15 protein-coding genes are annotated in these 19,510 nt (G+C 64.5%); 5 read left to right on the plus strand and 10 right to left on the minus strand.

Annotation, left to right across the window (positions count from 1 at the left end; genetic code table 11):
* The first annotated feature begins 3 nt into the window (after window positions 1-3).
* Complete coding sequence (gene ppc / locus ASG84_RS19755; protein ID WP_057478685.1) at window positions 4-2,835, plus strand: phosphoenolpyruvate carboxylase; 2,832 nt, start codon at window positions 4-6, stop codon at window positions 2,833-2,835.
* 269 nt (window positions 2,836-3,104) lie between these two features.
* Here ppc and pgl read toward each other — a convergent pair whose 3' ends face one another.
* From pgl to tkt, 5 genes are read right to left on the minus strand one after another with little or no spacing between them, the layout of a single operon-like run.
* Window positions 3,105-3,851 (minus strand): 6-phosphogluconolactonase, encoded by a 747-nt coding sequence (pgl, locus tag ASG84_RS19760; RefSeq protein WP_057478686.1) that lies wholly within the window; start codon window positions 3,849-3,851, stop codon window positions 3,105-3,107.
* The gene (opcA, locus tag ASG84_RS19765; RefSeq protein ID WP_327213087.1) at window positions 3,844-4,752 is read right to left on the minus strand and encodes a glucose-6-phosphate dehydrogenase assembly protein OpcA; all 909 of its coding nucleotides are present in this window, start codon (window positions 4,750-4,752) and stop codon (window positions 3,844-3,846) included. Before opcA ends, pgl begins: the two co-directional genes overlap by 8 nt.
* Entirely contained in the window at window positions 4,749-6,305 is a 1,557-nt protein-coding gene (gene zwf / locus ASG84_RS19770; protein WP_057478688.1) for a glucose-6-phosphate dehydrogenase, read from the minus strand. The genes opcA and zwf overlap by 4 nt, the downstream gene beginning before the upstream one ends.
* A 6-nt stretch (window positions 6,306-6,311) precedes the next feature.
* Window positions 6,312-7,436, minus strand: coding sequence for a transaldolase (gene tal / locus ASG84_RS19775; RefSeq protein ID WP_057478689.1), 1,125 nt, complete (start codon window positions 7,434-7,436; stop codon window positions 6,312-6,314).
* 3 nt (window positions 7,437-7,439) lie between these two features.
* Window positions 7,440-9,539, minus strand: a complete 2,100-nt coding sequence (gene tkt, locus ASG84_RS19780; protein ID WP_057478690.1) for a transketolase — start codon at window positions 9,537-9,539, stop codon at window positions 7,440-7,442.
* 417 nt (window positions 9,540-9,956) lie between these two features.
* Between tkt and ASG84_RS19785 the strand changes: the two genes are divergently transcribed.
* Entirely contained in the window at window positions 9,957-10,964 is a 1,008-nt protein-coding gene (locus ASG84_RS19785) for a heme o synthase (RefSeq protein WP_057478799.1), read from the plus strand.
* A 23-nt stretch (window positions 10,965-10,987) separates the two neighbouring features.
* Here ASG84_RS19785 and ASG84_RS19790 read toward each other — a convergent pair whose 3' ends face one another.
* Window positions 10,988-11,953 (minus strand): quinone oxidoreductase family protein, encoded by a 966-nt coding sequence (locus tag ASG84_RS19790; RefSeq protein WP_057478800.1) that lies wholly within the window; start codon window positions 11,951-11,953, stop codon window positions 10,988-10,990.
* A 136-nt stretch (window positions 11,954-12,089) separates the two neighbouring features.
* Between ASG84_RS19790 and ASG84_RS19795 the strand changes: the two genes are divergently transcribed.
* Window positions 12,090-12,461, plus strand: coding sequence for a hypothetical protein (locus ASG84_RS19795; protein WP_057478801.1), 372 nt, complete (start codon window positions 12,090-12,092; stop codon window positions 12,459-12,461).
* Window positions 12,462-12,526: 65 nt separating this feature from the next.
* Here the strand turns inward: ASG84_RS19795 and ASG84_RS19800 are convergent, their stop codons facing one another.
* The 4 genes from ASG84_RS19800 to mptB are packed head-to-tail and all read right to left on the minus strand — an operon-like array spanning window position 12,527 to window position 16,938.
* A complete protein-coding gene (locus tag ASG84_RS19800) occupies window positions 12,527-13,543 on the minus strand; it encodes a COX15/CtaA family protein (RefSeq protein WP_057478691.1) in 1,017 nt (338 codons plus the stop codon).
* 55 nt (window positions 13,544-13,598) lie between these two features.
* The gene (locus tag ASG84_RS19805; RefSeq protein WP_442970991.1) at window positions 13,599-14,393 is read right to left on the minus strand and encodes an ABC transporter permease; all 795 of its coding nucleotides are present in this window, start codon (window positions 14,391-14,393) and stop codon (window positions 13,599-13,601) included.
* A 2-nt stretch (window positions 14,394-14,395) separates the two neighbouring features.
* Window positions 14,396-15,298, minus strand: coding sequence for an ABC transporter ATP-binding protein (locus ASG84_RS19810; protein ID WP_442971000.1), 903 nt, complete (start codon window positions 15,296-15,298; stop codon window positions 14,396-14,398).
* Window positions 15,299-15,336: 38 nt separating this feature from the next.
* Window positions 15,337-16,938 (minus strand): polyprenol phosphomannose-dependent alpha 1,6 mannosyltransferase MptB, encoded by a 1,602-nt coding sequence (mptB, locus tag ASG84_RS19815; RefSeq protein ID WP_057478803.1) that lies wholly within the window; start codon window positions 16,936-16,938, stop codon window positions 15,337-15,339.
* A gap of 406 nt (window positions 16,939-17,344) precedes the next feature.
* Between mptB and ASG84_RS19820 the strand changes: the two genes are divergently transcribed.
* Complete coding sequence (locus ASG84_RS19820; RefSeq protein ID WP_442971001.1) at window positions 17,345-18,049, plus strand: helix-turn-helix transcriptional regulator; 705 nt, start codon at window positions 17,345-17,347, stop codon at window positions 18,047-18,049.
* Complete coding sequence (gene sufB, locus ASG84_RS19825; RefSeq protein ID WP_032398021.1) at window positions 18,046-19,491, plus strand: Fe-S cluster assembly protein SufB; 1,446 nt, start codon at window positions 18,046-18,048, stop codon at window positions 19,489-19,491. The genes ASG84_RS19820 and sufB overlap by 4 nt, the downstream gene beginning before the upstream one ends.
* Window positions 19,492-19,510: the final 19 nt, after the last annotated feature.

Below are 19,510 nucleotides of genomic sequence, written 5' to 3' on the forward strand. Positions count from 1 at the left end.
TGGATGAGCGAATCCTCTTACGAGTCAGTCGGTTCCCCAGCCTTCGTCCCGCCGACAGCTCAGGGCCGCGAGTTGACCGAGCCTCTCCGTGAGGACATCCGCTACCTCGGTGGCATCCTGGGTGAGATCGTTCGTGAACACGAGGGCGAGGACGTCTTCGACCTGATCGAGTCGGCACGCGTCGAATCGTTTGCGGTACGCAGATCCGAGATCGAGCGTGACGACTCGGTCGGACGCTACACCGATGTGGAAGTGGCACAGGCAGTTCCACTCATTCGCGCATTCAGTCATTTCTCGCTGCTCGCCAATCTTGCCGAAGATCTGCACCGCGAACGTCGTCGCGCGATCCACCTCGATCGCGAGGATCCGCCACAGGACAGCAGCCTCGACGCGACGTGGCTGAAGATCGATGCGGCGGCTCCGACGCGCGAGCAGGTCGCCGCGGCGTTGACCGACGCGTTGGTGGCTCCGGTGATCACTGCCCACCCCACCGAAACACGTCGGCGGACGATCTTCGACGTGCAGTCGAAGATCACCGAACTGATGCGCCGGCGCGATGTGGCCACCGCAGCTCTCGAAAGCAAGGCTGCGAGCGCGACCAAGGAATTGGCCGTCATCGACGTGCAGATTCGCAGGCAAGTGCTGACCCTGTGGGAGACGGCTCTGATTCGGTTGTCGCGCTTGCGAATTCAGGATGAGATCGAAGTAGGGCTTCGCTACTTCGAGTCCTCGCTGTTCGACGTCATGCCGGCTCTCAACGCCGATGTGCGCGCAGCACTGCGGGCGCGGTGGCCCGAGGACGACCTGCTGCCCCGCCCCATCCTTCGCCCTGGATCATGGATCGGCGGCGATCGAGACGGCAACCCGAACGTCACCGGGGATGTGGTGCACACCGCGACCCACCAGGCGGGTTACGTCGCCTTCGAGCACTATCTCGACGAACTGGTCGCGCTGGAGAAGGAATTGTCGATGTCTGCGCGTCTGGTGGACGTGACCGAGGAGTTGACGGCTCTGGCCGGTGCCTCGGCGGAACCGGACGACCGTCGGGCGGACGAGCCGTACCGGGTGGCAATTGTCGGCGTCCGGGCCCGACTGACTGCCACTGCTCGTGCTGTGCTCGACGAGGTTCCGGTGTCCGGCATCGACCTCGGGGCGGAGAAATACGACGGTCCGCAGGACATTCTCGACGACCTCGACATCATCGATCGTGCCCTGCGGGCCGACGGGGACGGATTGATCGCCGACGATCGTTTGCTCCGGCTCAGGCAGTCGGTCGAGACGTTCGGATTCCATCTGCAGGCTCTGGACATGCGGCAGAACTCCGAAACGCACGAAGAAGTGGTCGCCGAGCTGCTGGCCTGGGCCGGGGTGCATCCTGACTATTCGTCTCTCGGCGAGGACGAGCGGGTCTCGCTACTGTCGCAGGAACTCGCGACTCGCCGCCCGCTGATCGGCCCCAACGCGCAGCTCAGTGAACTCGCAACCAAGGAACTGGGCATCGTCAGAGCCGCCAAGGAAGCCATCGACCATCTGGGGCCCGACACGATCCAGAACTACATCATCAGCATGTGTCAGTCGGTCAGTGACATGCTCGAGGCTGCCTTGCTGCTCAAAGAAGCCGGCATCTTCGACCCAGGCACGGACGGCGCGTCGCCCACGTCCACGGTGGGTGTGGTCCCGCTGTTCGAGACCATCGAGGATCTTCAGCAGGGTGCGGCGACGTTGCTCGCCACGCTCGACGTCCCCATCTACCGCGCCCTGGTGGCCGGGCGCGGAATGAACCAGGAGGTCATGCTCGGGTATTCGGACTCGAACAAAGACGGTGGGTATCTCGCAGCCAACTGGGCCTTGTATCGCGCCGAGTTGGATCTACTCGAAGCCTCGCGCAAGACGGGAATCCGATTGCGGCTTTTCCACGGCCGCGGCGGCACGGTCGGCCGCGGTGGTGGTCCCAGCTACGACGCTATTCTGGCGCAGCCGCCCGGTGTGGTGCAGGGATCCTTACGACTCACCGAGCAGGGCGAGATCATCGCGGCGAAGTACGCAGAGCCGTCCATGGCGCGTCGCAACCTCGAGTCTCTGGTTGCGGGAACCCTCGAATCCACTCTGCTGAACGTGGAAGGTCTCGGGGACGGCGCAGAAGCTGCATACGACATCCTGGACGACCTCGCCGCGAAGGCCCGCGCGGCATACGGCCGTCTGGTGCACGAGGAGCCCGGATTCGTGGAGTACTTCCGCACCTCCACGCCGGTTGCCGAGGTCGGTGAGCTGAACATCGGATCCCGGCCTGCTTCACGCAAGCCCACGAACTCGGTGTACGACCTCCGCGCGATCCCATGGGTGATGTCGTGGAGTCAGTGCCGAGTGATGTTGCCCGGCTGGTACGGCACCGGTTCTGCGCTCGAGGAGTGGGTCGGCGACGACGATGCGAAGCTCGACGTGCTGACCGACCTGTATCGAAAGTGGCCGTTCTTCCAGACCGTTCTGTCGAACCTCGCCCAGGTGATGGCCAAGTCGGATCTGGGTATCGCGGCACGGTATGCGGAGTTGGTTCCCGACGCAGACCTGCGCGCGAGGATCTTCGGCATGATCGAGGTCGAACACGCCAGAACGGTGCGGATGTACCTGAAGATCACCGGCCACAGTCGTCTGCTGGAAGACAATCCGTCGCTCGAGCGCTCTGTGCACAATCGATTCCCGTATCTGGAACCACTGAATCAGATGCAGGTCGAGATGCTGCGCCGCTATCGCAACGGTGACGACGACGAACGGGTCAAGCGTGGCATCCTGCTGACGATGAACGGCCTCGCGACGGCGCTGCGTAACAGCGGCTAGCCCCGAACCCCGCCGTCGTGCGCGTTGTGCGTACCCAGGCGTACGCACAACGCGCACGAGGGAGGAACCGGTCGGCGGTCGGTAGCGTCCAACGAGGTATGAGGCAGTGCAGCAACGACACCGATGCCTGGCGAGACGGATCCGCCTACCGCGCGAACGGTAGGCGGATCGGTCACTCGCCGACAGGACATGCCTGGGGCGTCAGCGACTACGAGGGCAATCGGCCGAGATGTGACCCCGACGCTGCCGAACCCAGCTGAACGGGTAGATCAGACAGTGTCCAGCTTGGACGCTGCGCCGGCGTCGAGGAACCAGACAGTCGACTCGGTGCCCAGCGCGCCGGCCGACGGGACCTCATCCGGATCAGCCCCGCCTACCGCGGCTGCGACAGCATCGGCCTTGTTCGCTCCCGATACGAGCAGCCATACGTGCTGTGCGCGGCGAACTGCGGGCAGCGTCAGTGTGATTCGTACGGGCGGAGGCTTGGGGGAGTCCTCGACCGCCATTACGTAGCGATGCTGTTCTCGCACGGCATCGGTATGCGGGAACAGCGAATTGATATGACCCTCGCCGCCCATACCGAGCAGGTGGATGTCGAATGCAGGTGTCGGCTCTCCCTCGGAACGCGAATGGAGGATCTGCGCGTACGTCGCTGCCGCTACCTCGGGATCGCTTCCGTGTGGTCCGTCGGACGCAGCCATCCGGAACACTCGATCCGGGTGAACGTCGACGTGGTCGAGCAGAGCCTCGGCGGCCTGCACCTCGTTGCGTTCAGGATCACCCGACGGCAGGAATCGCTCATCGCCGAAGAAGATGTCGACCTTGCCCCAGTCGATCGATCCGGAATCGTGGCGCAGCGCCTCCAACAACGCAATTCCCGTGCCACCGCCGGTGAGCACCACCGAAGCCGAGCCCCGGTCGGCCTGCGCGGCCGTGACGACCTCGACGAATCGAGATCGCGCAGCATCGACCAAGGCCTGCGCGTCCAGGTACTGAAGGATCGACGTTTTACTCATAGCTCACTTTCGACAATCCGTGCAGGGCAAGTTCGTAGATCTCGTCCGTGTCGAGTCTGCGCAGTTCCTCGGCCAGGCACTCGCGAGTGTTGCGCCGGGCCAGTGCAACTTCGGCGTCGGGCTGACCGGTGCGCCGCAACGTTGCGGTCTTACCGGTTTGCGGGCGCGTCAGCGAAATGATGCTGGTCTCTCTCATCAGTTCCACCTTCAGCTCACCCGCTCGGCGATACACCGGAACGTCGAGTTTCGCGGCAAGCCAACCGGCCAAGATGTCGAGTGCAGGCTCCTCCGCCAGTCCCGAGACCGTTGCCGAGACGACGGCCTCGAACGGAGCCTGGTCCAGGGCCGTGGCCAACAGGCCGCGCCAGTACGTGATGCGACTCCAGGAGAGATCGGTGTCGCCCTCGGTGTAGCTGCTCAGCCGTCCCTTGATCGCAGCCGTCGTGTCGGGCGAATTCGTGGCATCGGTGATACGTCGAATCGCCAAGCGTCCCAACGGGTCCTTAGCGGGAACAGCCGGTGCTTCGTCCGGCCACCATGCCACGATCGGAGTGTCGGGCAGCAGGAACGGGATCACCACACTGTGCTCGTGATCGGCCAGTTCACCGTTGAGCCGCAGTACTACGACCTCCGATGCACCGGCGTCACCTCCGACGCGGATCTGTGCGTCGAGGCTGGAATCGGCCGATCGGTCGCCGTGGATGAGCACGATGACGCGGCACGGGTGCTCGCGGCTCGCCTCGTTCGCTGCGTCGATCGCCCGCTCGGCCTTGGCCGGATCGCGGCTGGCGACTATCAAGGTCAGCACGCGTCCGATGGTGACTGCGCCGCCTGCCTCGCGAACCTCCACCAACTTCTTGCCGACCTCGGCCGTCGTGGTGGCGGGAATGTCGACAATCACGGCCTTCTCCATTCGCGTCCGGTGCGCTGCATCATCTCGTCACCCGAGGAGGGACCCCAGGTACCGGCTTCGTACGGTTCCGCGGTGCCACCCGACGCCCAGAAGTCCAGAATCGGGTCGAGAATCTTCCAAGAGAGTTCGACCTCGGCGTTGACCGGGAACAGGGAGGGCTCACCGAGCAACACATCGAGAATGAGACGCTCGTATGCCTCGGGCGAGGATTCGGTGAACGCCTGGCCGTAACTGAAGTCCATGGAAACGTCCCGTACCTGCATGCTGGATCCGGGAACCTTCGAGCCGAAGCGCATCGTCACGCCCTCGTCGGGCTGGACTCGGATGACCAACGCATTCTGGCCGAGTTCTTCGGTCATCGTGGCGTCGAACGGCAGGTGCGGCGCGCGTTTGAACACCATGGCGATCTCGGTGACTCGGCGACCGAGCGCCTTGCCGGTGCGAAGGTAGAACGGCACTCCGCCCCACCGTCGCGTATCCACCTCGAGAGTGATGGCGGCGTAGGTCTCGGTGTTGGACTCGGAGTCGAATCCCTCTTCCTCCTTGAGCCCCTTCACTTTCTGGCTGCCCTGCCAGCCTGCGGAGTACTGACCGCGAGCCGACGTGCGATCGAGGGGCTCGGCGAGCTTGGTAGCAGAGAGCACCTTGATCTTCTCCGACTGCAACTCCTTGGGGTTGAAGCTGACCGGCTCCTCCATCGCCGTGATGGCGAGCAGCTGCAGAAGGTGGTTCTGGATGACGTCACGGGCCGCGCCGATGCCGTCGTAATACCCTGCGCGACCGCCCAATCCGATGTCCTCGGCCATCGTGATCTGAACGTGGTCGACGTAGTGCGCGTTCCAGATCGGATCGAACAACTGGTTCGCGAAGCGCAGCGCCAGAATGTTCTGCACCGTCTCCTTGCCCAGGTAGTGATCGATGCGGAACACGGTGTCCTCGGGGAACACGCGGTTCACGACCGCGTTGAGCTCTTTTGCGCTCTCCAGGTCGTGGCCGAACGGCTTCTCGATCACCACACGACGCCAGTTGCCGTCCTTGCTCTGAGCCAGGCCGGAACGCGACAGCTGCTCGAGAACGACAGGGAATGCGCTCGGTGGGATGGACAGATAGAAGGCGTGATTGCCGCCGGTGCCACGGGTCTCGTCCAGTTCGGTCAGTGTTCGCGACAGCTCGTCGAACGCTGCGTCGTCGTCGAACGTGCCCTGAACGAACCGGAATCCCTCGGCGAGGGTGTTCCACACCTCCTCGCTGAACGGAGTGCGCGCGTGATCGCGAACGGAATCGTGCACGATCTTCGCGAAGTCCTGGTTCTGCCATTCCCGACGGGCAAAACCGACCAAGGCGAAACCGGGGGGGAGTAGCCCCCGGTTCGCCAGGTCGTACACCGCAGGCATGAGCTTCTTGCGCGCGAGATCACCGGTCACTCCGAAGATGACCATGCTGCATGGGCCCGCGATGCGGGGGAGCCGCTTGTCTCGTGCGTCGCGGAGTGGGTTGAGCCAGTCCGCTGAATGGAGAGGTTCGGTTTCTGCGGTGGGCACAGTCGGTCAGCTCTTCTGACCTGCTTGGCGAAGCTGCTCGCCGGTGGCCTCGAGCAATTCGTTCCAGGCCGACTCGAACTTCTGTACGCCTTCGTTCTCCAAGGTCAGGAAGACATCGGTGATGTCGATCCCGAGAGCCGAGATGCGATCGAATATCTCCTGCGATTCCGGTCCCTTGCCCGAAACGGTGTCGCCGACGATCTCACCGTGATCGGCCACCGCGTCCATGGTCTTCTCCGGCATCGTGTTGACCGTGTTCGGCGACACGAGCTCGGTGACGTACATGGTGTCCGGGTACGCGTCGGACTTCACGCCGGTCGAGGCCCACAGTGGACGCTGCGGACGCGCGCCGCTGCCGACGAGCTCGCGGAAGCGAGGCGCGACCTCGAAGACCTGCTGGTACGCCACGTAGGCGAGACGAGCGTTGGCCAGCGCGGCTTTGCCCTTGAGCTCTTCTGCGTCCGGCGTGCCGATCGCGTCGAGCCTGGAATCGATCTCGCTGTCCACGCGGGAGACGAAGAACGACGCCACCGAGTGGATCTTGTCGAGATCGTGACCGGCCGCGCGCGCCTTCTCCAGACCCTCCAGGTAGGCGTTCATCACCAGCTCGTACCGCTCCACGGAGAAGATCAGCGTCACGTTCACGCTGATACCCTCGCCGACCACCTTGGCGATGGCGGGAATGCCTTCTTCGGTCGCCGGAATCTTGATCAGCAGATTCGGTCGATCGACGATCTTCCACAGCTCGACGGCCTGCTCGTACGTCTTGTCCGCGTCGTGTGCCAGGCGAGGATCGACCTCGATCGACACTCGGCCGTCGACGCCTGAACTGGCCTCGTACTGGGGCATCAGGATGTCGCACGCCTCGCGGACGTCGTCCGTCGTGACGGTGCGGATCGTGGTCTCGACGTCGGCACCTTCACCGGCAAGCTTGGTGACCTGCTCGTCGTAGGCGTCACCCTTGCTCAGGGCGGCCTGGAAGATCGACGGGTTGGTCGTCACCCCCACGACGCTCTTGGTGTCGATGAGGTCCTTCAGGTTGCCCGAACGGATGCGGTCACGAGAGAGGTCGTCCAGCCACACCGAGATGCCGGCTGCGGAGAGCTCTGCGAGATTCTTGTTCTGGGTCATGGATTATCCCTTCACGTTGGTGATGGAGCGCTGAGCGGCTGCGGTGACGGCCTCGGCGGTGAAGCCGAACTCACGGAAAAGTGTTGCAGCATCGGCAGATTCGCCGTAGTGCTCGAGCGAGATGATTTCGCCGAAGCCGCCGACGATCTTCCACCACGGCATGGCGATGCCGGCTTCGATCGACACACGGGCCTTCACGGTCGGCGGAAGCACCTGGTCGCGGTAGTTCTGGTCCTGGCTCTCGAACCACTCGACGCAGGGCATCGACACCACCCGGGCGGCAATGCCCTGGGCCTCGAGCTGCTTCTGCGCTTCGACTGCGTACTGCAGTTCCGAGCCGGTACCGATCAGCACGACGTCCGGCGTCGCCTCGGAAGACTCGACGAGGATGTATCCACCCTTCGAGACACCCTCGAAGCTGGTGCCGTCGAGGATCGGGATGCCCTGACGCGTCAGTGCGAGCCCGACGGGGCCGCTGCTGCTGGACTTGGCGAGCACCGCCTGCCATGCGAATGCGGTTTCGTTGGCGTCACCCGGACGAACGACCGAGAGGTTGGGGATTGCCCGCAGCGCCGCGAGGTGTTCGACCGGCTGATGCGTCGGGCCGTCCTCGCCGAGTCCGATGGAGTCGTGGGTCCACACGTAGATGGGATCGATGTCCATCAGCGACGCGAGCCGAACGGCCGGCCGCATGTAGTCGCTGAACTGCATGAACGTGCCGCCGTATGCACGGGTCGGACCGTGCATGACGATGCCCGACAGGATGGCGCCCATCGCGTGCTCACGAATACCGAAGTGCAGCGTGCGACCGTACGGCTCGGCGTCCCAGTCGTCGGTGGAGATCGACGTGGGGCCGAAGGACTTGGCACCCTTCATGGTCGTGTTGTTGCTGCCGGCGAGGTCGGCGGAGCCGCCCCACAGCTCGGGCAGAACCGGGCCGACGGCGTTGAGGACCTCACCCGACGCCGCACGCGTGGCGACGGCCTTGCTGCCGGGCTCCCAGGTGGGGAGAACGTCGGTCCAGTTCTCGGGCAGCGTGCCCTGGGTGAGGCGATCGAGCAGCTTCTTGCGCTCGGGCTCACGAGCGGCCCAGGCGTCGAACCGGGTGGTCCACTCGGCGTGGGCCGTGCGGCCACGTTCCTGCAGTTTGCGGGTGTGCCCGATCACCTCGTCGGTGACCTCGAAGGTCTTGGCTGGGTCGAAATCGAGAGCCTGCTTGACCTTGACGATTTCTTCGTCGCCGAGCGCCGCTCCGTGGACGGCACCGGTGTTCATCATGGTGGGGGCCGGGAAGCCGATGATGGTGCGCAGCACGATGATCGACGGCTTGTCGGTGACGGCCTTGGCCGCTTCGATGGCCTCTTCGATCGCGGTGACATTCTCGCCGCCCTCGACGACCTGTACGTGCCAGCCGTAGGCCTCGTAACGGGCAGCGGTGTTCTCGGACAGAGCGATGTCGGTCGAGTGCTCGATCGAGATCTTGTTGTCGTCGTAGAACAGGATCAGATTGCCGAGTTGCTGAGTGCCGGCGAGGGACGAAGCCTCGGACGTGACCCCTTCCTCGATGTCACCGTCGGAGGCGATCACGTAGATGAAGTGATCGAACGGGCTCTCCCCGAGTGCGGGTTCGGGATCGAACAGACCGCGTTCGCGGCGAGCAGCCATCGCCATGCCGACGGCGGAGGCAAGTCCCTGACCGAGCGGGCCGGTGGTGATCTCGACGCCGTCGGTGTGACGGAACTCCGGATGTCCGGGAGTCTTCGACTTGTAGGTACGCAGCGCCTCGATGTCGGCGAGCTCGAGGCCGAAGCCGCCCATGTACAGCTGTAGGTAGAGGGTCAGGCTCGAATGTCCGCACGAGAGCACGAACCGGTCGCGCCCGATCCAGTGGGAATCGGTGGGATCGTGACGCATGGTGCGCTGAAAGAGGGTGTAGGCGAGGGGAGCCAGGCTCATCGCGGTTCCGGGGTGGCCGTTGCCGACCTTCTGCACTGCGTCCGCTGCCAGAACACGAACGGTGTCGACCGCTCGGGTGTCCAGGTCCGTCCAGTCGCTCGGGTGGTGCGCCGTGGTGAGGACGTCAATATCGTCTGTGATCGACACGAGCAGAAATCTCCTGACATTCGTTCGAGTTGTGGCTCTGTGGAGTTCGTCGCTCGGCCGCGACAGTCGTGCGCCTGCGTTGAGCGCGCACACGGTCGGTGCCGAAGGACGTCCTCCACCAGCCTAGTTCTGTCCGACCCTACTGTCGTGCCTTCCCCCGGCCGATTGCACGCGGGTTACTCGCAGACGACATATTTCCCCACTTTGGGTGCCCTGCGAATTGGAGGTGCAAACCCTGCCGTCTACCATCGTGTGTAGTAGGCGCACGTACGTCGGATCCAGTGGCCGATTTCAGGATCGCGGCGAGTGAACGTGCGCGCTGGCGTCCATGGTCGTCGTGCAAAGTGAACCCGCGTGCCGGTGGCGCGTGAGCAAGTGGCCGAGCGCCAGAGAATGACAGTCGTGCGAGGAGACGCAGTGCGAATTGGGCAGCAGCCGGGCGGACACGGATTCGCAGGCGGCCCCGGATTCGGAGCCGACGATCAGGGTGAGCCCGCAGAGGTCGCACCGGTGACGTCCGCCCCGCGTCGAGCGCTCGCTCTCCTCCTTGCGTACGTTGCACTGACGAAGCCACGCGTCATCGAGCTCCTCCTCGTGACCACCATCCCCGCGATGCTGCTGGCCGACCGCGGTCACGTCGATCCGTGGCTGATTCTGACCACGCTTTTCGGTGGCATGCTGGCCGCGGCCAGTGCGAACACCTTGAACATGGTGGTCGACGCCGACATCGACAAGGTGATGAAGCGCACCGAGAAGCGCCCGCTCGCCCGAGGTGCCATGCCGGTGTCGCATGCTCTGGTCTTCGGGCTCGTCCTGGGCGTGTTCTCGTTCTTCTGGTTGTGGGCCACGACGAATCTGCTCAGTGGCGTGCTCGCGGTCGTCACGATCTGCTTCTACATCTTCGTTTACACCCTGATCCTCAAGCGGCGCACATCGCAGAATGTGGTGTGGGGTGGCGCGGCCGGTTGCATGCCGGTGATGATCGGTTGGTCCGCCGTGACCGGCACGATCGGCTGGCAGGCGCTGGTGATGTTCCTGGTCATCTTCCTGTGGACACCGCCGCACACCTGGGCGCTGATGTTGCGCTACAAGGAGGATTACCAGGCCGCGAACGTGCCGATGCTGCCCGCCGTCGCCTCCGAAACCAAGGTCACCAAGCACATCGTGCTCTACGCATGGGCGACCGTCGCAGCCACTCTCGCGCTGGCACCGGGTTCGGGCGTCATCTACGCCGTAGTCGCCGTGGCCTCGGGAGCATGGTTCCTCGTGGTGGCGCACCGCCTGTACGCGGGAGTTCGAGCCGGAACTCCGGTAAAACCGCTGAAGCTTTTCATTCTTTCCAACGAGTACCTGGCCCTGGTGTTCTGCGGCCTTGCTGTGGACTCCGTACTCGGCTGGCAGACGCTCGCTCAGATCTTCTCCTGAGCGAGCGTCTGTCGCGAGCCTGATCAGGGAATCAGGACGATGGACCCGGTCGTCTTGCGCGACTCGAGATCGATGTGGGCCTGCGCCGCTTCGTCGAGTGCGTATTGCGCACCCACCTGGACCGTGAGCGCTCCACTCGCCATCGCTTCGAATACGTCACCGGCCCGCCACTCCAGTTCGGCTCGGTCCCGGATGTGATGCGCGAGCGTGGGCCGGGTCAGGAACAGCGAACCCGCTCCGTTGAGACGCTGCGGATCCAGAGGCGGTACCGGACCGCTGGCGGCACCGAACAGGGCCAGAGTGCCCCTGATCCGGAGCGACGCCATGCTGGCTTCGAATGTGTCCTTCCCGACGCCGTCGTACACCGCGTGCACGCCTTGGTCGTCGGTGATGTCGCGAACGCGTGCGGCGATGTCCTCGTCGTACCTGAGCACGTGTGCTGCACCGGTCCGTTTCGAGAGTTCGGCCTTCGCGTCCGTGGACACCGTCGTGATCACGTTCACACCTTTGGCCACTGCGAGTTGTGTCAAGAGCAATCCCACGCCGCCTGCTCCGGCGTGGACGAGCACGGTGTCACCCCGCTGGGCGGGGTAAGTGGATTCGATCAGATAGTGCGCCGTCATACCCTGTAGGAGCGCCGACGCGGCCTGATCCGAAGCAATGCCGTCCGGAACTGCGATGGCCGAGGAGGCGTCGACCAGCACGTACTCGGCGTAGCTACCCGGTGCCGCGGCCCACGCGACGCGGTCTCCCGTCGCGAAACCGGTGACGTCCGAGCCGACCTGATCGATCAGCCCCGACCCTTCGTCGCCGGGAACGTACGGCAGCGCGCGTGGGTACAGGCCACGGCGGAAATAGGTATCGATGTAATTGATACCGATAGCGTCGGTACGAACCAGGAGCTGAGTAGGCCCCGGTGTCGGTATCGGCACATCGACGACCTTCAGAACCTCGGGACCGCCGGTGTTGTCTACTCGAATGGCACGCATGAACTCTGTTCTACACGGGGTGCCGGTGGCACGGCACGCGGATGCGGTCGTCACGGGTGACCCAGCCAAGTTACTGATCAGTAACGACTCGATGGGTCGATGCAGGCAGCGTGTACCACCTCGGTATCGTGTCTGCATGGCTACCGAAATCGACAGCGCAGGCATCGAGAAGAACACGTCCGACGATGTTCCCAAGGGAACGCTGGCGGCAGTGAAAGGTTTTCTTGCAGATCACGGAAACGCTGCACAGGTCGTCATTCAGCCCATCGGTCGAGCCGGCACCCGGCTCACCATGGTCGGTGCCGACGGGGTGCTCGGTGATCAGGTGGTTGCTACTCAGGCCATTGCCAAAGCGGTTGTCGACGAGTTCGACGAACTGACCGAGGCCGAATGGGACCGCGAGCTGGTCAGTTCGGTCAACCCGGCACCAGGCCACTACGAGAAGATGGCCGGCTGGGTCGCGCGTCAGAAGAAGTTCCCCAAGGCCCGCAACCAGGCAATCGTCTGAGCGAAAGACCTTCGCCAAATTTGTTCGATCTGGCGGGAACCGTTTCGGAACCCGATGCGTCGAAGTCAGTGGAGGGGCAGTCGGCCATCTGAGGGGGAGGTCGGCTGCCCCTCCACCTCGTTCGAAGTGACGCGTGCGGTCTCGACCGGGCCGCGGGTGCGGCAGGCGGCCCAGAGCGCAGCAGTTGCAGCAGTGCACGCGCCCGCTCCGGCAACGTGGAAGGCAACGAGAACTGCAGGAACGCCGGTGAAGTACTGCACCAGTCCGATCAGAGACTGTGCGAGTACCAGCACGATCAGAACGTGCAACCGACGCTTGACCGAATTCGGCGCATGCACCGCGTACAGCGCGAAGCCCAGCCCGACCAACAAGGCCAGGTAGCCGACCAGAAACTGGGAATGCGCGTGGACGAGGGTCACGATCTCGATTCCGAGACGCGGCACGGGTTCCTCGATGCTCTTGTCGCCTGCGTGCGGACCTGCCCCGGTCACCATCGTGCCCGCGATCAGCACACCGGTCAGAGCCACTCCGGACAGTCCGACGAGAGCGCGCAGCGCAGCGGGGACGGTGGGGGTCGATTCGGATGCCGCATCGCGTTCGCCCACCTTGGCGTACAGCAGGGTGGCCAACCAGACCATGGCCATCGAGACGACGAGGTGAACTGCGACCGTCCACCACAGCAGTCCGGTCAATACGGTGAATCCACCGATCACTGCCTGCACAACGGTGCCGAGTGGCATCAGCCACGCGAAGAAGAGCACCTCGCGGCGACGGCGTGCGCGGGTGACCGCAATGACTACGGCGGCGGCGGCGAGCACCACCACGAAGGTGAGGAGTCGGTTGCCGAACTCGACGGCCTGGTGCAGCACCGGGACCTCGGACACTCCGACCGGAGTGAAGCTGCCGGGAAAACACTGCGGCCAGGTGGGGCACCCCAGCCCGGACCCGGTCACTCGCACCACTGCGCCGGTGACGGCGATGCCGCCCTGGGTGACGATCGCGATCAACGCCAGAATTCGCTGCACCCGAAGCGACGGCAGAGGGAAGAGATCGACGACGCGCAAGAACGCTCTGTACAGCACACCACGATGGTAAACGCCGAACAACTACACAGCGTCGTTGGGTAGCCGGCCTGCGTCAGGTGAACTTGAATGTGCGGACCGCAAGTGTGCTGCACACTGCCGCCCACACCAGCAGCACGACGACGCCGAACACGTCGAAGGACGATGCGACGCCTCGGCTCAGTGCTTCACCCAGTGCCCCGGACGGAACGATGCGTGCCACGTTCTGCACGCCCTGGGGAATCTGATCGTCGACGAAGACCGCGCTGCCGATACCGAGCATCACGAACCAGGCGATGTTCGCCAGCGCCAATACGATCTCCGCCCGCAACGTGCCGCCGAGCAGCAATCCCATGGAGGCGAAGGTGACGGTACCGAGAGCGATGATCACGGCTCCGAGCAACAGGCCCGTGGCGGTCGGACGCCAGCCGAGAGCAACACCGATGGAGCCGAGCAGAATCGACTGCAGGATCACGACGATGACGACGGCGGCGGATTTGCCGCCGATGATTCCCCAGCGCGGAAGCGGTGTTGCACCGAGTCGCTTGAGCGCGCCGTAGCGACGGTCGAAACCGACCGCAATGGCTTGACCGGTGAACGCCGTCGACATGATGGCCACCATCATCACCGCAGGCACCACTCGGGCGACCCGGTCGTCGCCCAGCGCACCGAACGGCAGCAGAGTGAGACCGACGAGCAATGTGATCGGGATGAACATCGTCAGCAGCAACTGTTCGCCGTTGCGTAGCAGCAACTTCAGTTCGAGGCGGGTCTGCGCCAACAGCATTCGCGACGCCGAGGCCGGTTGCGGACGAGGTGAGAACAGACCTGTCTCGAATCGGTTGTCGGCGAGCCGGGCTTCTCTGCGCACCGTCACTTCCTCAATTCTCTACCGGTCAGTTCGAGGAATACGTCCTCGAGACGGCGCTGATCGACCTGCAACTCGGTGGCCAGGACGTCCTGCTGCGCACACCAGGACGTGACGATCACCAATATCTGCGGCTCGATGACACCCGACACCACGTACGACCCGGGCGTCGGTTCCGACGGTACGTACCCCGGGGGGAGCGCCGCGTCGAGCATCGAGAGTTCGAGTCCAGGGGGAGCGGTGAAGCGCAGTTGGCCCTCGGCACCCTGTTTGGTCAGTTCCGAAGGCGAACCCGACGCCACCACCCGGCCGTTGTCGATGATCGTCAACCGATCCGCCAGCTGCTCGGCCTCGTCCATGAGATGCGTCGTGAGCAGCACGCCCACACCGTCTCGCCGCAGTGCGTCGATCAGCTCCCAGACCAGCAGTCGGGCTTGTGCGTCGAGACCGGCAGTCGGTTCGTCGAGAAACACCAGTTCTGGACGCCCGACGATGGCGCATGCCAGCGCGAGGCGCTGCTGCTGTCCGCCGGAGAGGCGTCGATACGGGGTGCGCACAGCCGAGGTCAGACCGAGGCAGTCGAGCAGCCACGCCGGATCGTGCGGATCGGCCGAGTACGACGCAACGAGCTCGAGCATCTCACCGGCTTTGGAACCGGGGTACGCGCCGCCGCCCTGGAGCATGACGCCGATGCGCGGCCGCAGCTGCGCCGACTCTGCGATGGGGTCGAGTCCGAGGACGCGGACCGACCCGCTGTCGGGGACGACGAAGCCTTCGCACATCTCGACGGTGGTGGTCTTGCCTGCACCGTTCGGGCCGAGGAGCGCCAGGACCTCGCCGGGGCCGATATCGAGGCTGAGGCCGTCCACCGCGGTGACGCCGTCGTACGACTTGCGCACGTCGTTCAGCTGTACGACACGTTGCGCCGCTGTGGACGTACCGGGGATCACGAGGGTTCAGCGTATTCGTCGGCACTCCGGTCGCGTGCCGGCGGTCCGGTGCGTGTGGGCCACGGCATACGGTTTCGTGTCAGCAAATACAACACTGCGATGGTCAGGATCGTCATCACCGCGGCCTGCACGATCTGAAAGGGCAGGTATTCACTGCCGTTGGGCATCAGGATGACGCTGACCAGAGACGAGAAAGCGATTGCGGGCCGCCGGAACGACGGCGTCGTGGCCCACGCTGCCAGCGGAATGACCGCCCACAGCAAGTACCAGGGTTGAACCACCGGAAAAAGCAGTACGACCGCGCCCAGCGCGACGCCGAGTGCTCCGACCGGATGCAGGCGCCCACGGAGAACCGCGACCAGCATGCGGACGACGATGACGGCGGCCACTACGGCCGCGATCGGACGAGTGAGACCCAGCACGGCGGTGGTGTGGTCGCCGAGGCCGAGCAGAACTCCCACGAATCCGGTGCCCAAGCCCAGGATGGTCGGGATCGACATCCAGCTGCGCACGACGCCGGCCGTGCCCAGAGTGTTGATCCACCCGAATCCGAGTCCGCTACCGAGACTGACCGCGACTTGGACCACGACGGCAATCGTGCCGAGAAGGACTGCGACGTACACCACGGAGCGGAGGGTCCCGCCCCATCGCCTCGACAGCGCCATTCCGACGAATCCGAGCGCGATCAGAGACGGGATCTTGATCGTCGACGACAGCGCGATCAATGCCGCTCCGCCCACCAGGAATGCGACGTCGGTCCTCTGCATCGCTCCCGAGCGTTCGATGCCCCGCAGTGCAAGCTCGGTACCCGCGAGCATGAGCCCGATCATCAGGGCCTCGTTGTGAATTCCGGCCACGAGATGGAACAGCAACAGCGGGTTCGCGGCACCGAGCCAGAGCGCACTGACCGAGGCCACCCCGCAGCGTCGGGCCAGACGCGGTAGAGCCCAGACGATCAGCGCGACTCCCGCCAGCGCGAGAAGGCGATGCAGAAAGATGCCGGCAACAATGTTCTCGCCGGTCAGGTAGGTGATTCCGCGGCCCATCCACAGAAACAGCGGACCATAGGGTGCCGGGGTTTCACGCCAGATGTTGGGAACGGTTCGGGTCAGCACGTTGTCTGCACCGAGCGCCGTTTGGGGGCCGACTTCGTAGGGGTCGAGTCCGCGCGCGGTGATCTCGCTCTGCGCCAGATACGAGTACACGTCACGCGAGAACATGGGTGGCGCAACACACAGTGGCAGAATCCACAGCAGCAGCGTGCGGTCCATCTGCGATCTGGTGAGTCGCCGTGGGATGTTTCCGGATCGCGTTCGACCCAGGGCGAACCTGCCCAGTAGCAACCAGGCAATCACCACGATGACGGTGCCGGTCATGGTCACCGTCAGCGCGGAGCTGGCCATGCGGGACGGCAGGCTCAGGAATCGAACTCCGGCAACGGGATTCTGCAGCACCGGCTGCGCTCCGGCACCGAGGGCACCTATCGTCATCAGCAGCGCGCCCGCCGCACCGAACCGACGAATGTTGCGGAGCTGAACCGTCTCCTCCGGATTCAGCCCGGGCGCTTCCGGCTCGTCTCCGTGCAGGGTGGCCACCACGCCACCCGGCGGAGTGGGTTCGAGTCCGAAGACTCGTCGTGCGGGGGCGACGGCGTATCGGTGAAGAACCTGTCCGAGCGCTGATCCGGAGTCGGTCGGCCGACGGCCTCTGCCCGTGAAACGTGAGCGGTCGGAACTCTGCTCACTGTCGGTCGATGACACGATGCGAGCGTAGCTGTGCCACTGTCCGACGCCCGCACCGTCCTCCCGACCGAGATGGGACGAACATCGCGACCGTCATAGGGCACCCTTGGTGGACCAGGCAAAACAATTCCGTCACACTGGTGTTGTGAAAACAACCGAAAGCACGTTCGCGCGTCCGGGGAGTGTCGATTCCTCGACCGCCGGCGCAGGCGCGCCGTCGGTTCGACAGCCCTCGCTCCCCGAAGGACAGACCAGGGGTGCGGTGGTCACTCTACTGCTGGAAGAGGGCCCCATCACGGCCTCGGACATCGGCACGCGGCTGGGATTGAGCGCGGCAGGGGTTCGACGTCATCTCGATGCGCTCATCGATGCAGGCGAGGCTCGCATCACCACCCCGGCAGGGGCGCGTCAGCGTGGCCGCGGTCGACCGGCCAAGTACTTTCAGCTGACGGCCGCCGGACGTAACCGCCTCGGCCACACCTACGACGATCTCGCCGGTGCCGCCATGCGGCAACTTCGCAAGATCGGCGGGGACGCGGCCATCGAGACGTTCGCCCGGCAACGCGTGAACACGATCGTGGCCGACGTCGAACCGGCGTCGGGGTCCGACGCACACTCCGTGGAGGATGCGGCGGAGCGAATCGCCGACGCCTTCAGTGCGGCCGGTTTCTCCGCGACCACGCGTCAGGTGGGTAACGGCGTCCAGATCTGCCAGCACCACTGCCCGGTATCGCACGTCGCCTCGGAGTTTCCAGAGCTGTGCGAAGCGGAACAGACCGCGTTCGCCGAGATCCTCGGCACACACGTGCAGCGTTTGGCAACCATCGCCAACGGCAATTGCGCTTGCACGACGCACGTACCGCTGTCACCGACGCGGTACTCGAATACCGATAGTTCCGACAAGAAGACTCCCGACGCGCAGCCCCGTGTCGGAGAACGCCCACGCCTCCGGAAGGAGCTCGCATGACCGTCACACCAGACCAGGTGACACCCACCGCGCCGCTGACTCAGGACGAGACCATCGCCTCGCTCGGCACGTACGGATACGGCTGGGCCGACTCGGACGTAGCCGGTGAAAGCGCCAAGAGAGGTCTCTCCGAGGCCGTCGTTCGGGACATCTCGCAGAAGAAGAGCGAGCCCGAATGGATGCTCGAGGCGCGCCTCAAGGCTCTCAAGACGTTCGAGCGCAAGCCGATGCCCAATTGGGGATCCGATCTCGATGGCATCGACTTCGACAACATCAAGTACTTCGTGCGCTCCAGCGAGAAGCAGGCTGCGACGTGGGAAGACCTGCCCGAGGACATCAAGAACACGTACGACAAGCTCGGTATCCCCGAAGCCGAGAAGCAGCGCCTGGTCTCCGGTGTCGCTGCCCAGTACGAGTCGGAGGTCGTCTACCACTCGATCCGTGAGGATCTCGAAGCGCAGGGCGTGCTGTTCCTCGACACCGACACCGCGCTGAAGGAGCAGCCCGAGCTGTTCCGCGAGTACTTCGGCACCGTCATTCCCGCGGGCGACAACAAGTTCTCCGCGCTGAACACCGCGGTGTGGTCCGGTGGATCGTTCATCTACATCCCGCCGGGCGTCCACGTGGACATCCCGCTGCAGGCCTACTTCCGGATCAACACCGAGAACATGGGTCAGTTCGAGCGCACGCTGATCATCGTCGACGAGGGTGCCTACGTGCACTACGTCGAGGGCTGCACCGCGCCGATCTACAAGTCGGATTCGCTGCACTCCGCCGTCGTCGAGATCATCGTCAAGAAGGGTGGTCGTTGCCGCTACACGACCATTCAGAACTGGTCGAACAACGTCTACAACCTGGTCACCAAGCGCGCCAAGGCAGAAGCAGGCGCAACGATGGAGTGGGTCGACGGCAACATCGGCTCCAAGGTCACGATGAAGTACCCGGCTGTATGGATGACCGGCGAATACGCCAAGGGCGAGGTTCTCTCGGTCGCGTTCGCCGGCCCGGACCAGCACCAGGACACCGGCTCGAAGATGCTGCACCTCGCGCCGCACACGTCGTCGAACATCGTCAGCAAGTCCGTCGCCCGTGGCGGTGGACGGACGTCCTACCGCGGATTGATCCAGATCAACAAGGGCGCGCACGGCTCCCGCTCGACCGTCAAGTGCGACGCGCTGCTCGTCGACACGATCAGTCGGTCCGACACCTACCCGTACGTCGACATCCGTGAGGACGACGTGTCGATGGGGCACGAGGCCACCGTCTCGAAGGTCAGCGACGATCAGCTGTTCTACCTGATGAGCCGCGGCATGACCGAGGACGAGGCGATGGCTATGGTCGTCCGCGGATTCGTCGAGCCGATCGCTCGCGAGCTGCCGATGGAATACGCGCTCGAGCTCAACCGGCTCATCGAGCTGCAGATGGAAGGGTCGGTCGGATAAGTGAACAACCCTCTCACCG

Source organism: Rhodococcus sp. Leaf278, assembly GCF_001426085.1.
Classification (GTDB): Bacteria; Actinomycetota; Actinomycetes; order Mycobacteriales; family Mycobacteriaceae; genus Rhodococcoides.

What these genes read in the sequence shown, in the direction of transcription:
- ppc (WP_057478685.1), top strand. Translation starts at nt 4, where the DNA reads ATGAGCGAATCCTCTTACGAGTCAGTCGGTTCCCCAGCCTTCGTCCCG.
- pgl (WP_057478686.1), bottom strand. Translation starts at nt 3,851, where the DNA reads ATGAGTAAAACGTCGATCCTTCAGTACCTGGACGCGCAGGCCTTGGTC.
- tal (WP_057478689.1), bottom strand. Translation starts at nt 7,436, where the DNA reads ATGACCCAGAACAAGAATCTCGCAGAGCTCTCCGCAGCCGGCATCTCG.
- ASG84_RS19790 (WP_057478800.1), bottom strand. Translation starts at nt 11,953, where the DNA reads ATGCGTGCCATTCGAGTAGACAACACCGGCGGTCCCGAGGTTCTGAAG.
- ASG84_RS19795 (WP_057478801.1), top strand. Translation starts at nt 12,090, where the DNA reads ATGGCTACCGAAATCGACAGCGCAGGCATCGAGAAGAACACGTCCGAC.
- sufB (WP_032398021.1), top strand. Translation starts at nt 18,046, where the DNA reads ATGACCGTCACACCAGACCAGGTGACACCCACCGCGCCGCTGACTCAG.